This window comes from Luteimonas sp. RIT-PG2_3, assembly GCF_054902115.1.
The window spans coordinates 126,130-140,469 of the sequence record NZ_JBUBPF010000009.1; the positions used below are offsets into that span (position 1 = coordinate 126,130).

Genomic DNA, 14,340 nt, shown 5'->3' on the forward strand with positions numbered 1-14,340 from the left:
CTTTGCTTTTCCGGCTGCACCCACCTCCAGAACCAGAATCCACATGCTTCCTTCCGTTGCCCTCGTCGGCCGTCCCAACGTCGGCAAATCCACCCTCTTCAATGCGCTGACGCGTACGCGCGACGCCCTGGTGCACGACGAGCCGGGCGTGACCCGCGACCGCAACTACGGCATCTGCCGGCTCGACGAAGAACATCCGTTCGTGCTGGTCGATACCGGCGGTATCGGCGACGAAGAAGAGGGACTGCCCGGCGCGACCACGCGGCAATCGCACCTGGCCGCGGAAGAGGCCGATCTGGTGCTGTTCGTCGTCGATGGCCGCGAAGGCGCGTCGACGCTCGATGACGACATCCTGCGCTGGCTGCGCAAGGCGTCGCGGCCCACCTTCCTGATCGTCAACAAGACCGATGGCCTGGACGCGCGTGCGGCGATGGCCGATTTCTCGCGATACGGGTTCAAGGACGTGTTCGCGGTGTCTTCGGCGCACCGCCATGGTGTCGACGAGCTGGTCGAGGAGATCATCGCCAGGCTGCCGGCAACCGGTGCCGGCGAAGTGCTCGACAACGATCCTGAGCGCATCCGCGTCGCCTTCGTCGGCCGTCCGAATGTCGGCAAGTCGACCTTGGTCAACCGGATCCTCGGCGAGGAGCGGATGATCGCCTCCGACGTGCCAGGTACGACCCGCGATTCGATCGCCGTCGACCTCGAGCGCGACGGGCGCAAGTACCGCCTGATCGATACCGCCGGCATCCGTCGCAAGTCGAAGGTCGACGAGGCGGTCGAGAAGTTCTCGATCATCAAGACCCTGCAGGCCATCGACCAGTGCCAGGTCGTGGTGATCATGATCGATGCCAGCGAAGGCGTCACCGACCAGGATGCGACCGTACTCGGCGCGGCGCTCGATGCCGGGCGTGCGCTGGTCGTTGCCGTCAACAAATGGGACGGCCTGACCGACTACCAGCGCGAGCAGACCGAAGTGCTGCTGGAACGCAAGCTGGCGTTCGTGCAATGGGCGGAGCCGGTACGGATCAGCGCCAAGCACGGCTCGGGGCTGCGCGAGCTGTTCCGCGCGATCCATCGCGCCCATGGTTCGGCGATGCGCAGCTTCAGCACCTCGGAAGTGACCACGGCGCTGGAGATCGCGGTCGCGACCAATCCGCCGCCGGTGGTGCGGGGACACTCGGCGAAACTGCGCTATGCGCATCCTGGTGCGGAGAATCCGCCGACGTTCATCGTCCACGGCAACCGCCTGCGCACGCTGCAGGAGAGCTACAAGCGCTATCTGGAGAACTTCTTCCGCAAGCGTTTCAAGCTGGTCGGCACGCCGGTCAAGTTCATCTTCCGCGAGGGTGAGAACCCGTACAAGGACAAGAAGAATGTCCTCAGCGATCGCCAGGTGGCCAAAAAGAAGCGCCTGATCCGCCACGTCAAACGCGGAAAATGATCCAGGGCCGTTGCAGCCGACAACATGCCTGCAACGCTTGCGAACTCGGTCGCGACGTACCGTCCGCCTGCCTGGCTTCCGCGTGGCCTCGCGCTACGTTGCTGCGCTCCACGTGGCCGCGCTGCTCTTCGCCGTACTCCGCGCCGCACGCGGATCGCATGTCGTCGATGCGATGAGTGCGTCTCCGATGCCGTTGTCCATGCTGCCGCCCGGGCAGATCACGCTCGGCCTGTTGGCCGGGGGGCGGGGCACCCGGCTGGGAGGTCTCGACAAGGCCTGGTTGCAGCGCGGCGGCGTCCCGCAGGTCCTGCGCCTGCAGCAGCGATTCTCGGGACAGGTGCAGGGCACGCGGGTCAGCGCCAACCGCGACCTGCAGCGCTATGCCGACGCCGGCCTGGTCGCGGTGCCGGATCGCGTAGTCGACTGCGGTCCGATCTCCGGCCTGGATGCGCTTGCGTCCGCCTGCCAGACGCCATGGCTGTTGACGGTGCCGGTCGATCTTGTCGACACCAACGAATGCCTGTTGCGCACGCTGGCCTCGTTGCGTGGCAACGATGGTGCCTTTGCCGAAGACGACGACGGCGTGCAGCCACTGGTGGCCTTGTGGCGAGTGGATGCCTTGCGGCCGGCGGTCGCGCTCACCCTGCAGGGCAGCGATCATGCCGTGCGTCGGCTGCAGGCCGGCATGGACATGGCGAGCGTGCGTTTTGCCGGGGTACGCTTCGGCAATCTCAATACACCCCAGGCGCTGCGCGAGGCGGGTTTCGATGCAATGTGATCACAGGCCAACGTCATGAGCGATTCCTTCCCGAGCCGCATTTCCTACGCCGAGGCCTGCGCGATCATCGATCGCGAGGCGCAGGCGCATCGCATGGCGTCCGAGCAGGTCACCTTGTCGCGCGCGCATGGCCGGGTGCTGGCGAACGACATCGTGGCCACGCTCGCGCAGCCACGGTTCGACAATTCCGCGATGGATGGTTTTGCCCTCCGGCATGCGGATCTGGCCGGCGATGGCGAGACGGGCCTGGCCCTGGTCGGTGAGCAGTTCGCGGGGCTGGCGCTGGACATGACGCTGGCGCCAGGCCAGTGCGCAAGGATCACCACCGGTGCGGCGCTTCCCGCCGGCAGCGATACCGTCGTGATGAAGGAGAACACGCGCCTCGAAGGCGATCGCGTGATCGTGCTGAAGGCGCCGGCCTTGCGCCAGCATGTGCGTCGCCAGGGCGAGGACAGCGCGGCCGGCGATGGGCTGCTGCGTGCGGGCGATGTCCTGACCCCGGCGCGGGTGGCGCTGGCCGCATCGCAGGGCTTGCCCTCGTTGCAGGTGGCGCGCCGGCCGACGGTGGCGGTGTTCGCGACCGGCGATGAACTGGTCGAGCCGGGCCTGCCGTTGCGGCCCGGACAGATCTACAACTCCAACCGCGAGCAGTTGATGGGACTGCTGCGCGAGGCGGGCCTCGAGCCGGTGGCCTGGCCGACATTGCCCGACGAACCCGAGCGACTCGCCTCGATGCTGCGCGATGCCGCGCAGTCGTTCGACCTGGTGGTGACCTGCGGTGCGGTGTCGGCCGGCGAGAAGGACCACTTGCCCGAACTGCTGCGCCGGGAAGGCAGGATCCTGTTCTGGAAGGCGCGCCTGAAGCCCGGCATGCCGGTGCTGTTTGCCGAGGGCGGGACGCTGGGGCCTGCGCTGCTGCTCTGCCTGCCGGGCAATCCGGTATCGGTGCTGGCGACCTGGCTGGCGCTCGGGCGTCGCCTGGTCGACGGCCTGCAGGGCCGGGAGCCGCGTGCGACCTGGCACGCACGGCTGCAGACGCCATGGCGCAAGACCCATGATCGTTTCGAGTTCCTCAGGGGCTGCCTGTCGACGGACCAGGACGGATCGCTGTCGGTGCTGCCCAATCCCGCGGACGGCTCGCACCGGATGCGTGCGGCCGCCGACTCCAATGCGCTGATCCTCTTGCCCGAAGGGGCGCGCGATTACGCGCAAGGCAGTGTCGTCGACGTGCTGGCATATTGAGCCGGCGCAACGAACCCTTGCATTCAGGCCGTGTGAGCACGGCTGCCTGACGGTGCCCTCACGCGCACACGGCCAAATGCCGCGATAATGCGCGCATGGCCATTCCAGAGCTCACTCCACGCGAAGCGCAGCGGCGGCTGGAACGCGGCGCACTGCTGATCGACGTCCGCGACCTGCACGAGCAGGCGCTCGGCATGGCCGAGGGCGCCATCGCGGTCCCGCGCGACGCCCTGGAAGCGGATCCGGCGGTCCACATCAACGGCCGCGACAGCGATGTGCTGCTGATCTGCCAGAGCGGCGCGCGCTCGATGCTGGCGGCCGAGCGACTGCAGCGCCAGGGCTATGGCCGCGTCACTTCGGTCAGTGGCGGGACCAGCCGCTGGCAGGCCGACGGCCTGCCGTTGACGCGGCCCGATGCCGATGTCGATGTCGAGTTCCATGAACGCTATTCGCGTCACCTGCTGCTGCCGGAGATCGGCGCGAAGGGTCAGCGCCGACTCGAAGCGTCGACGGTGCTGGTGCTCGGGGCGGGGGGGCTGGGCTCGCCTGCAGCCTATTATCTTGCGGCTGCCGGCGTCGGGACCTTGCGGCTGGCCGACGACGATACTGTCGAGCGCAGCAACCTGCAGCGGCAGATCCTGCATGTCGATGCCGACATCGGTCTGCCGAAGGTGTACTCGGCCGAGACCCGCCTGTCCGCGCTCAATCCGAGGATCAGCGTCGAGCCGATCCAGGAACGCGTGACCTCCGACAATGTCGAGCGCCTGCTGGAAGGCGTCGATGTCGTCCTCGACGGCGCCGACAATTTCCCGGTGCGCTATCTGCTCAACGATGCCTGCGTCAAGCTCGGCATTCCCTTGGTCTATGGCGCGGTACATCGCTTCGAGGGCCAGGTCAGCGTGTTCGACGCCGGTCGCCAGCGTGGCGTGGCGCCTTGCTACCGCTGCCTGTTCCCGGAGCCACCGTCGCCGGAGGACGCCCCCAACTGCAGCGAGGCCGGCGTGCTCGGCGTGTTGCCCGGTACCGTGGGCATGCTGCAGGCGACCGAGGTCCTGAAGCTGCTGCTCGGGCTGGGCATGCCGTTGACCGGCCGCCTGCTGCATTTCGATGCGCTGTCGATGCGCTTCCGCGAAACCCGGCTGTCGCCCGATCCCGATTGCCCGGTGTGTGCCGCTGGGCGCGCGTTCCCGGGCTACATCGATTACGCGGCGTTCTGCGCAGGTTAGGGCCTGTCAGCTCAGCCGCGTGCAGCCTTGGCGGCTTCGACGTCGGCGAAGGCCGCCAGTTGTTCCGGGCTCGCCTCGCGCTGGTGCCTGGCTTTCCAGTCCGCGAACGGTTCGCCGTAGAAGTGGTCGCGGGCATGATTCTTCTGCATCGTGATGCCCTCGGCTGCCGCCGCGTCGCGGTACCAGTCGGCCAGGCAGTTGCGGCAGAAGCCGGCCAGGATCATCAGGTCGATGTTCTGCACGTCGGGGCGCTGCTGCAGCAGGTGCGTGCGCAGCCGCCGGAACACCGCGGCTTCGATGCGCGTGGTGCGGTCGCTGCTGTCGTTGTCCCGGCCGTTGTCAATGTTGGTGTCATCGGCGGCGTCGTTGCGGGGATCGCTGGGGAGGCTGCTCATGGCGGGTCTCGGTTCGGGAGGTGGGCGGCACTGATGCAAAACGATCATGCGACAATACCCGGCCAGATCTCCAGCCAGGCCGGCACTGCCCATGTCATCACGCCCATCCGCACGCATCCTCGACGGCAAGCGCATCGCGGACTCGCTGCTCGATGAGCTCAAGCTCAGGGTCGATGTCCGGGTCGCGGCGGGCCTGCCGCGTCCGGGGCTGGCGGTGGTGCTGGTCGGCAGCGATCCTGCCTCGCAGTCCTACGTGCGAAACAAGCGGCGTGCCGCCGAGAAGGTCGGCATCCAGGCCTTCGATTTCGATCTGCCCGCGGGCACGGGCGAGGCCGAGCTGCTGGCGCTGATCGACCGTCTGAACGCCGATCCGGCGGTCCACGGCATCCTGGTGCAGTTGCCGCTGCCGGGGATCCCGGACGCCAACCACCTGATCCATCGCATCGATCCGCGCAAGGACGTCGACGGCTTCCACCCGGAGAACGTCGGCCACCTGGCACTGCGCCAGTTCGGCCTGCGTCCCTGCACGCCGCGTGGCATCACCACGTTGCTGGCCTATACCGATCAGCCCGTGCGCGGGCGCAGCGCGACGATCGTCGGTGTCAGCAACCATGTCGGCCGGCCGATGGCGCTGGAGCTGATGATCGCCGGTTGCACCGTCACCAGCTGCCACAAGTTCACGCCCAAGGACGTGCTGCGCCGGCATGTCGGCGAGGCCGACATCCTCGTGGTCGCGGTTGGCAAGCCGAGCCTGATTCCAGGCGATTGGGTCAAGCCGGGCGCGGTGGTCATCGACGTCGGCATCAACCGGATCGAGGATGGACGCCTGGTCGGCGATGTCGGCTTCGCCGAGGCCGCGACCCGTGCCAGCTGGATCACGCCGGTGCCGGGTGGGGTCGGGCCGATGACCGTGGCGACGCTGATGCAGAACACGCTGGAAGCGGCCGAGCTGTCCACCCAGTCCCGCTGAGGGCCCCGGCCCGCCCCGGCGCCTGCCGGCGGGCCCTCGGATCGGAGACAGATCATCCTGCCGACACGCATCATTGCGGCCGCGAACACGGTACAATGACGCGCTTCATTCCCCACTGGCCCGCCCATGCTGCGCATCCAGGCTGAAGCGCTCACCTACGACGATGTTTCCCTCGTCCCGGCGCATTCGATCGTCCTGCCCAAGGACGTCTCACTCTCGACCCGACTGACCCGCAACCTGCGCCTGAACCTGCCGATCGTGTCGGCGGCGATGGACACGGTGACCGAAGCCCGCCTCGCGATCGCGATGGCGCAGCTCGGCGGTATCGGCATCATCCACAAGAACCTGTCCGCGGAGCGCCAGGCGGCGGAAGTGGCCAAGGTCAAGAACTTCGAGGCCGGCGTCATCCGCGAACCGTTCACGGTCTCGCCGAGCACGACGATCGGCGAGGTGCTGAAGCTGACGCGGGCCCGCAACATCTCCGGCGTGCCGGTGGTCGAAGGCGGCCAGCTGGTCGGCATCGTGACCGGCCGCGACATGCGCTTCGAGAAGAAGCTCGACGATCCGGTCCGCAACATCATGACCAAGAAGGATCGCCTGGTCACCGTGCGCGAAGGCGCCAGCGACGATGAAGTCATCCAGTTGCTGCACAAGCACCGCATCGAGAAGGTGCTGGTGGTCAACGACGGCTTCGAGCTGCGCGGCCTGATTACCGTCAAGGACATCCAGAAGGCGCGCGACAACCCCAATTCCGCCAAGGATGCCGACGAGCAGTTGCTGGTCGGTGCCGCGGTCGGCGTGGGCGGCGACACCGAGCAGCGCATCGCCGCGCTGGCGGCGGCCGGCGTCGACGTCGTCATCGTCGATACCGCGCATGGCCACTCGCAGGGCGTCATTGACCGCGTCGCCTGGGTCAAGAAGCATTACCCGCAGTTGCAGGTCATCGGCGGCAACATCGTCACCGGCGACGCCGCGCTGGCGTTGTTCGATGCCGGTGCCGATGCGGTCAAGGTCGGCGTCGGCCCTGGTTCGATCTGCACGACGCGCGTCGTCGCAGGCGTCGGCGTGCCGCAGATCACCGCGGTCGACATGGTCGCCGAGGCCCTGCAGGACCGTATCCCGCTGATCGCCGATGGCGGCATCCGGTATTCCGGCGATATCGGCAAGGCACTGGCGGCCGGCGCGTCGACCGTGATGATCGGCGGCCTGTTCGCCGGCACCGAGGAATCGCCCGGCGAGACCGAGCTGTTCCAGGGACGCAGCTACAAGAGCTATCGCGGCATGGGCAGCCTGGGCGCGATGGAGCAGGGCAGCAAGGACCGTTATTTTCAGGACTCGTCGGATGCCGACAAGCTGGTCCCCGAGGGCATCGAAGGCCGCGTGCCGTATCGCGGCCCGCTCAGCGGCATCATCCACCAGTTGGCGGGCGGACTGCGCGCGACGATGGGCTATGTCGGATGCGCCACCATCGAGGACATGCGCACCCGTCCCAAGTTCGTGAAGATCACCGGCGCGGGACAACGCGAAAGCCACGTCCACGACGTCCAGATCACCAAGCAGCCGCCGAACTACCAGGCCGGCTGACGGCAGGCGGGCAGGGCACGGGCATGGAGGCGCTGGCCTGGTCGATGCTGGTCGCGGCTCCTTTCCTTGTCAGTGCTGCGATCGGCAGGCTGCTGCCGAAGACCTGGCAGAAGATCGCGTTCAGCGGTCTGGGCGCCGCCGCGATCCATGCGACGGCCGCCTGTTGGATGCAGCGCGACATGACGGCCCGGTTCAGTGAGGTCGGCGCATTGCAGGCCGCCGGGCCAATGCGCGTCGCGCTCGAGGCCGCCATCGTCACGTTTCCGATCGGTCTGTGCATCGGCCTGATCCTTCATCTTTCCACGCGATTCATCCGGACGAAATTGGCATGACTTCACAGCCGCAGACCAGCATCCATGCCGACAAGATCCTGATCCTCGACTTCGGCGCCCAGTACACCCAGTTGATCGGCCGCCGCATCCGCGAGTTGGGCGTCTACTGCGAAATCTGGGCCTGGGACCATGATCCGGCCGAGATCGCGGCGTTCGGTGCCAAGGGCATCATCCTGTCCGGCGGCCCGGAGTCGACCACGTTGCCGGACGCCCCCGCTGCGCCGCAGACCGTGTTCGACAGCGGCCTGCCGATCCTCGGCATCTGCTACGGCATGCAGACGCTGGCCGCGCAGCTGGGTGGCGCCACCGAAGCCGCCGACCAGCGCGAGTTCGGCCATGCCGAAGTCAACGTCGTGCACCCGGACGCGCTGTTCAAGGGCCTGAGCGACCACGGCGGCGCGCCGCGCCTGAACGTGTGGATGAGCCACGGCGACCACGTGTCGGTCGCGCCCCCGGGCTTCACGATCACGGCCACCACCGACCGCATCCCGGTGGCCGCGATGGCCAACGAAGACAAGCGCTGGTATGGCGTGCAGTTCCATCCCGAAGTGACCCATACGCTGCAGGGCCAGGCGCTGCTGCGCCGCTTCGTCGTCGACGTGTGCGGCTGCCAGACCCTGTGGACCGCCGCCAACATCATCGACGACCAGATCGCCCGCGTGCGCGAGCAGGTCGGCGACGATGAGGTCATCCTGGGCCTGTCCGGCGGCGTCGATTCGTCGGTCGTGGCTGCGCTGCTGCACAAGGCGATCGGCGACAAGCTGACCTGCGTCTTCGTCGATACCGGCCTGCTGCGCTGGCAGGAAGGCGACCAGGTGATGGCGATGTTCGCCGCTGAAGCCGACAAGGGCGGCATGGGCGTCAAGGTGATCCGCGTCAACGCGGCCGACCGCTACTTCGCCAAGCTCGAAGGCGTCAGCGATCCGGAAGCCAAGCGCAAGATCATCGGCAACCTGTTCATCGACATCTTCGAGGAAGAGTCCGGCAAGCTCAGCAACGCCAGGTGGCTGGCGCAGGGCACGATCTATCCCGACGTCATCGAGTCGGCCGGCAGCAAGACCGGCAAGGCCCACGTCATCAAGAGTCACCACAACGTCGGCGGCCTGCCCGAGCACATGAAGCTGGGGCTGGTCGAACCGCTGCGCGAACTGTTCAAGGACGAAGTGCGCCGCCTCGGGGTCGAGCTCGGCCTGCCGCGCAGCATGGTCTACCGCCACCCGTTCCCGGGCCCGGGGCTGGGCGTGCGCATCCTCGGCGAGGTCAAGCGCGAGTACGCCGAACTGCTGGCCAAGGCCGATGCGATCTTCATCGACGAGCTGCGCAAGGCCGATCTCTACGACAAGACCAGCCAGGCCTTCGCGGTGTTCCTGCCGGTGAAGTCGGTGGGCGTGGTCGGCGACGCGCGGGCCTACGAGTGGGTCATCGCGCTGCGCGCGGTGGAGACCATCGACTTCATGACCGCGCACTGGGCGCACCTGCCGTACGAGTTCCTCGGCACGGTTTCAAATAGGATCATCAATGAGTTGCGAGGTGTTTCTCGCGTCGTTTATGACATCAGTGGCAAGCCGCCTGCAACGATCGAGTGGGAGTGAGCCCGGGCTTCCAGGCAGGTGCTGCGTGAGACGGGTTGCTGATGCGCCGCTGATGTGCTGATTCAACTGCCGACCCGTTGCAGGTCGGCGGCGTGGAGGGGCGGACGGGGCGGGAGACTGCTCGCATGAGGTGATGCCATGCCAAACTGTTACGGTCACGCCTTCCACATGTCGGTAGGGGTAACGTCGGCCCGCCGTGCTGCGGTTGCGCGGCGTCCATGCCGAAGGAGCGCCCGATGACCTGCAAGAACACGATCTGTCTCTGGTATGACGGCACCGCACTGGATGCCGCGACCTTCTATGCCGCGACGTTCCCGGACAGTCGCGTCAATGCGGTCCACCATGCGCCCGGCGACTATCCGTCAGGATCAGAGGGGGATGTGCTGACGGTGGAATTCACCGTGATGGGGATTCCCTGCCTGGGCCTCAATGGCGGTTCGACCTTCCAGCACAGCGAGGCGTTCTCGTTCCAGGTGGCGACCGAGGATCAGGCCGAGACCGATCGCTTATGGGATGCCATCGTCGGCAATGGCGGCGAAGAAAGCGCCTGCGGCTGGTGCCGGGACAAGTGGGGCCTGTCGTGGCAGATCACGCCCAGGGTCCTGACCGAGGCGGTCACGGGCCCCGATCCGGCCGCCGCCAAGCGTGCGTTCGCGGCCATGATGGAGATGACCCGCATCGACGTCGCGAAGATCGAGGCAGCGCTACGGGGCTGAAGATCGTTCCAGGGCAGGTGACTGCCCTGGTCCGGGAGATCAGCGGCACTGCCGGCGCCATCGGTGGCGGCTATGCGCAGGCGTGCGAGGTCAATGCCAACGCACGGTCTGTGTCCCGGACCCGCGTTGACCGGTCCTTGCCGGCGTGATTCACTCGCCGCTGCATTGGGAGGATCGGATGGTCGCTGAATCACCCCGGCGTAGAGCACGCCGCGAGCCGATGTCCAAGGTAGATACCGCGTGGCTGCGGATGGAGCGACCGACCAACCCGATGATGATCACCGGCGTGTTGATGCTGGACCAGCGCCTGTCGCTGGCAGGCCTGCGCGAGGTGATCGAACACCGCTTCCTCGAGTACACGCGTTTCCGGCAGAAGGCCGTGGAGACGCCGGGCGGCGCACTGTGGCAGGACGATCGCCATTTCGACCTGGGCTGGCATGTCCAGGTCGCTGCGTTGCCGGGTCGCGACGAGCAGGGGTTTTCCGAGAAGCTGGCGCTCGAGCAGTTCGTCAGCCAGTTGGCCTCCAGTCCGCTCGACAAGAGCAAGCCGCTCTGGCAGTTCCATCTGGTCGAGCACTACGCCGGTGGTTCGGCCCTGGTCGCGCGCATCCACCACAGCTACGCCGACGGCATCGCGCTGGTGCAGGTGTTGCTGTCGCTGACCGATACCCGTCCCGAGGGGGCGGGCCTGTCGCAGGCTTGGTTGCGGCAGGATGGTGCCGAAGTCGCGCGCCGGGTCGGCGCCGTCGAGCGCTATCGCAAGCTGGGCGGCAAGGTCATCGACAAGGGCCGGGAGATGATGCAGGACCCGGGGCTGGCCGCTGTGCTGGCCCGCGAGGGCGGCGAAATTGCCAAGGAGCTCGTGCAGGCCCTGGCCTTGCCGGACGATCCGCCGTCGCTGCTGCGTGGCGAGTTGGGCATCAGCAAGCGCGTCGCTTGGGCCGAGCCGCTGGACCTCGATGAGGTCAAGGCCGTCGGCAGGGCGTGCGGCTGTACGGTCAACGATGTGCTGATGGCCGCAGCTGCGGGCGCGCTGCGCGGCTACATGATCGAGCGGGGCGCCGATGTCGACGGCATGACGCTGCGGGCGACCGTGCCGGTGAACCTGCGTCCGCTGGAGCACGCCAAGAAGCTGGGCAACCACTTCGGCCTGGTGTTCCTGGACCTGCCGGTCGGCGAAGCCAACCCGGTGCGACGGCTTGAACACGTCGCCGAATGCATGAATCAGTTGAAAAAGTCAAGGCAAGCGATTGTCGCATATGGGCTTCTTGCGGCGCTGGGGATGGCGCCGCAACCGATGCAGGCGCTTGCGCTTGAGCTGTTCAGTCGCAAGGCGACGGCGGTGGCGACGAACGTGCCCGGGCCGCAGCAGCCGTTGTTCCTGGCCGGATGCCGGGTCAGGGAACTGATGTTCTGGGTGCCGCAGACCGGTTCCATCGGCTTGGGCATCTCGATCCTGAGCTACAACAATCGCGTCCATTTCGGCCTGATCGGCGATGCCCGGTTGATCCCCGATCCCGAAGCGGTGATCCGTCGCTTCGGGCCGGAGTTCGAGAAGCTGCTGTACCTGGCATTGATGGGGGACTGGGAGCGCAGCATCGACTCGGTCGATGCGGAAGCGCTGGTGGCGGGCTGAGGGGTAGCGCAGCGCCACCACCGTGTGGCCGCCGGGAGGCGCGCGTCGACCGAGGCATGTCGATGAGTGCATGACCGGCGAACGATCGCCGCATTGTCAGCGCACTTTCGAAGGTGTCGTGTGGGCCCAGGGGCCGTGTAATCGGAGAGCAATCCGCTATTCAGCTTTCGTCACACAGCATTGCACCTGCGCTGAGTAGCATCACGCCCACCCCATTCATCGCGCGGCACCGGCCGCAACCCAAGGAGAACACCATGCGCAAGACGACGATGGTCACTGCGACACTTGCCAGTGCAATGCTGCTCAGCAGCTGCGCGACCTACACGGGGCAGACCAATGATCCCAACGATCCCAACCGCACCCGCAACAACGCGCTGATCGGTGCCGGTATCGGTGCGGTGGCCGGCCTGCTCAGCGGTTCCAGTGCAACCGAGCGCCGCCAGCACGCGATGATCGGTGCCGGTATCGGTGGTCTTGCCGGTGGTTCGATCGGCGCCTACCAGGATCGCCAGGAAGCCGAACTGCGTCGCCAGACCCAGGGCACCGGCATCCAGGTCGATCGCGACGGCGATGTCATCAAGCTCAACCTGCCGGACGGCGTGACCTTCGATTTCGGCAAGGCCGACCTGAAGGCGCAGTTCCATCCGGCACTGAACAACGTCGCCAGCACCCTGTCGCAGTACAACCAGACCATTGTCGAAGTCACCGGCCACACCGACAGTGTCGGCAGCGATGCGGTCAACCAGCGCCTGTCCGAGCAGCGCGCGAATTCGGTCAGCAACTACCTGATCGGCCGTGGTCTGCAGCGCGAGCGCTTCGAGATCATCGGTGCCGGCAAGCAGTACCCGATCGCCGACAACGCCACCGAGCAGGGGCGCTCGCTGAATCGTCGCGTCGAGATCCGCGTGGTGCCGCTGCGTTCGTGATGCCGTCCGCTATTTGGTGAATCCGGACGGGCCGCGAAAGCGGCCCGTTCCTTTTGACGACGGTGCAGCGCCTTGAGGCCGGCGCGTTTTCCGCGCAAGGCACCGCGATGGTCGTCCTCGTCCTGCACGCCGCGCGCCGCCTGCCTGTCCGTCCTGTACGGCGGTGCTATCGCGTGTATCGGAGTTCGAAGCGCAGTCCGACGGCCACCAGGTTGTCGGCCTGTCCATCCAGACCGGGATTAATGACGTACTGCAGGTTCGGCTGGATCGCCAGGGTGTCGTTGATGACGAGACGATGGGTCAGTTCCAGTACGACCTCGCGCCCGGCGCATGCGCAGTCCGGTGCGCTGCTTGCCGCCCGCTGGTAGTCGCGCGAGGTTTCGGCCCAGGTCAGGGCGATGCCGGTCTCGTCCTGGGGCCGCGCCCGGATCATGCCGGTGCCGGTCACGCCCAGCGAGAAGAACCCGCCGAAGGTGTTGAACCTCCCGTCCGCCTTGCCCAGGCGGAAGAAGCCCCGCGCGTTGCGTTGCTCCGGGTCTCCGCCCAGCAAGGCCTCGCCACGCAGGTACAGGCCCGCGTTGCTGCCCTTGCTGACGACGGGCTCCGAGGATGCGTCGTGCGCGTGGTTTTCGAATCGGCCGGTGTAGTGCCAGATGCCACCGATCAGGCGGGCCCGTCCGGCGGTGTAGTCCAGTTCGTTGATCAGCAGGGCGCCGTCGCCTTTGCCCAGGCGGACGGCGGTGCGCGTCGGCTTGTCAGGGTCGCCGGGAACGCCGTCGAGGACCGCGCCGCGCCAGACCAGGTGCTCGCCGACCTGCGCCTGCAGTCGCAGCGACAGGGAGGTCGTCGGAAAGATCGACGGGCCATTGCGGCCGGTCTGCGCGATATCCGTGCCGATGCCGTGCGCACTGCCCATGAACAGGCTGGACGCCTCCAGCGCATCGAATTCGCTGTTGAGGTCGTAGAGGCCGCCCTTGGCCGACCAGCGTTCGCTGGCGCCGGTGTATTCGATCCAGGCTTCGTACAGGCGTGCGGCCTGGATGCCGGTCTCGATATTGGAAATGCCCTGTGCATCGCCGGCCACGCCGTCGGTGAAGCCGGTCCCGTTGTTGTACAGGCCGTACAGATGCACGGTGCTGCGTGGAAGCCCGAACAGGCGTTCCATGTCCGCCGTCAGCAGCAGGTCGAGATTGTCGAGGTAGCGGATGTCGTTGGCGAGTCCGCCGCGGACCGCACCCAGCGTGTCGGCGGTATATGCGATCTCGAACGAGAGCGGCCCCGGGGTCTCATGCGTCGTGTGGCTGGCCTCCGCATGCGGGCGCGTTGCGGACGGCGGCGACTGGCTGCTCGCGGCAGCTTCGGACAACGCCATCAGGGACGCGAGCCCCAGCACGCCGGCCGACCAGCCTGTCTGGCGTGAGGCGGGTGCGGAATGGCGGGGTGTGCAGAGCGCAGCAGTCGACATGCGAAAGACCGTACAAGAAGAAGGGAAGGCGGGG

At 67.1% G+C, this 14,340-nt stretch carries 12 protein-coding genes and 1 pseudogene; 11 read left to right on the top strand and 2 right to left on the bottom strand.

The annotated features are described in order from the left end of the window. Positions 1-43 precede the first annotated feature (43 nt). The 4 genes and pseudogenes from der to moeB form a co-directional block, all read left to right on the top strand. Complete coding sequence (gene der / locus ACYX7E_RS14350; protein WP_462081265.1) at positions 44-1,444, top strand: ribosome biogenesis GTPase Der; 1,401 nt, start codon at positions 44-46, stop codon at positions 1,442-1,444. A 187-nt stretch (positions 1,445-1,631) separates the two neighbouring features. After that, positions 1,632-2,222, top strand: a complete 591-nt coding sequence (gene mobA / locus ACYX7E_RS14355; protein ID WP_462081266.1) for a molybdenum cofactor guanylyltransferase — start codon at positions 1,632-1,634, stop codon at positions 2,220-2,222. Positions 2,223-2,237: 15 nt separating this feature from the next. Then, complete coding sequence (locus ACYX7E_RS14360; RefSeq protein WP_462081267.1) at positions 2,238-3,464, top strand: molybdopterin molybdotransferase MoeA; 1,227 nt, start codon at positions 2,238-2,240, stop codon at positions 3,462-3,464. Positions 3,465-3,544: 80 nt separating this feature from the next. Next, a pseudogene (moeB, locus tag ACYX7E_RS14365) lies at positions 3,545-4,690 on the top strand (molybdopterin-synthase adenylyltransferase MoeB); the annotation flags it as partial. 11 nt (positions 4,691-4,701) lie between these two features. On the opposite strand, the gene ACYX7E_RS14370 reads toward moeB, so the two are convergent. Then, complete coding sequence (locus tag ACYX7E_RS14370) at positions 4,702-5,034, bottom strand: DUF1244 domain-containing protein (protein ID WP_462081327.1); 333 nt, start codon at positions 5,032-5,034, stop codon at positions 4,702-4,704. A 142-nt stretch (positions 5,035-5,176) separates the two neighbouring features. Between ACYX7E_RS14370 and folD the strand changes: the two genes are divergently transcribed. From folD to ACYX7E_RS14405, 7 genes are all read left to right on the top strand, one after another. Further along, the gene (gene folD, locus ACYX7E_RS14375) at positions 5,177-6,055 is read left to right on the top strand and encodes a bifunctional methylenetetrahydrofolate dehydrogenase/methenyltetrahydrofolate cyclohydrolase FolD (RefSeq protein ID WP_462081268.1); all 879 of its coding nucleotides are present in this window, start codon (positions 5,177-5,179) and stop codon (positions 6,053-6,055) included. A gap of 126 nt (positions 6,056-6,181) precedes the next feature. After that, positions 6,182-7,639, top strand: coding sequence for an IMP dehydrogenase (gene guaB, locus ACYX7E_RS14380; RefSeq protein WP_462081269.1), 1,458 nt, complete (start codon positions 6,182-6,184; stop codon positions 7,637-7,639). A gap of 23 nt (positions 7,640-7,662) precedes the next feature. After that, the gene (locus tag ACYX7E_RS14385; RefSeq protein WP_462081270.1) at positions 7,663-7,971 is read left to right on the top strand and encodes a hypothetical protein; all 309 of its coding nucleotides are present in this window, start codon (positions 7,663-7,665) and stop codon (positions 7,969-7,971) included. Continuing rightward, a complete protein-coding gene (gene guaA, locus ACYX7E_RS14390; protein WP_462081271.1) occupies positions 7,968-9,563 on the top strand; it encodes a glutamine-hydrolyzing GMP synthase in 1,596 nt (531 codons plus the stop codon). Before ACYX7E_RS14385 ends, guaA begins: the two co-directional genes overlap by 4 nt. 236 nt (positions 9,564-9,799) lie before the next feature. After that, positions 9,800-10,279 (top strand): VOC family protein, encoded by a 480-nt coding sequence (locus ACYX7E_RS14395; protein WP_462081272.1) that lies wholly within the window; start codon positions 9,800-9,802, stop codon positions 10,277-10,279. Between the two features lie 220 nt (positions 10,280-10,499). After that, complete coding sequence (locus ACYX7E_RS14400; RefSeq protein WP_462081273.1) at positions 10,500-11,915, top strand: WS/DGAT/MGAT family O-acyltransferase; 1,416 nt, start codon at positions 10,500-10,502, stop codon at positions 11,913-11,915. A 254-nt stretch (positions 11,916-12,169) separates the two neighbouring features. Then, on the top strand, positions 12,170-12,841 hold the full coding sequence (locus ACYX7E_RS14405) for an OmpA family protein (RefSeq protein WP_462081274.1): 672 nt from the start codon (positions 12,170-12,172) through the stop codon (positions 12,839-12,841). A 166-nt stretch (positions 12,842-13,007) separates the two neighbouring features. Here ACYX7E_RS14405 and ACYX7E_RS14410 read toward each other — a convergent pair whose 3' ends face one another. Beyond that, the gene (locus ACYX7E_RS14410) at positions 13,008-14,306 is read right to left on the bottom strand and encodes a carbohydrate porin (RefSeq protein WP_462081275.1); all 1,299 of its coding nucleotides are present in this window, start codon (positions 14,304-14,306) and stop codon (positions 13,008-13,010) included. Between the last annotated feature and the right edge of the window lie 34 nt (positions 14,307-14,340).

Bases quoted from the DNA above. Each gene is read 5' to 3' on its own strand.
- der (WP_462081265.1), top strand. From the start codon at position 44: ATGCTTCCTTCCGTTGCCCTCGTCGGCCGTCCCAACGTCGGCAAATCC.
- mobA (WP_462081266.1), top strand. From the start codon at position 1,632: ATGCCGTTGTCCATGCTGCCGCCCGGGCAGATCACGCTCGGCCTGTTG.
- ACYX7E_RS14360 (WP_462081267.1), top strand. From the start codon at position 2,238: ATGAGCGATTCCTTCCCGAGCCGCATTTCCTACGCCGAGGCCTGCGCG.
- folD (WP_462081268.1), top strand. From the start codon at position 5,177: ATGTCATCACGCCCATCCGCACGCATCCTCGACGGCAAGCGCATCGCG.
- guaB (WP_462081269.1), top strand. From the start codon at position 6,182: ATGCTGCGCATCCAGGCTGAAGCGCTCACCTACGACGATGTTTCCCTC.
- ACYX7E_RS14385 (WP_462081270.1), top strand. From the start codon at position 7,663: ATGGAGGCGCTGGCCTGGTCGATGCTGGTCGCGGCTCCTTTCCTTGTC.
- guaA (WP_462081271.1), top strand. From the start codon at position 7,968: ATGACTTCACAGCCGCAGACCAGCATCCATGCCGACAAGATCCTGATC.
- ACYX7E_RS14395 (WP_462081272.1), top strand. From the start codon at position 9,800: ATGACCTGCAAGAACACGATCTGTCTCTGGTATGACGGCACCGCACTG.
- ACYX7E_RS14400 (WP_462081273.1), top strand. From the start codon at position 10,500: ATGTCCAAGGTAGATACCGCGTGGCTGCGGATGGAGCGACCGACCAAC.
- ACYX7E_RS14405 (WP_462081274.1), top strand. From the start codon at position 12,170: ATGCGCAAGACGACGATGGTCACTGCGACACTTGCCAGTGCAATGCTG.
- ACYX7E_RS14410 (WP_462081275.1), bottom strand. From the start codon at position 14,306: ATGTCGACTGCTGCGCTCTGCACACCCCGCCATTCCGCACCCGCCTCA.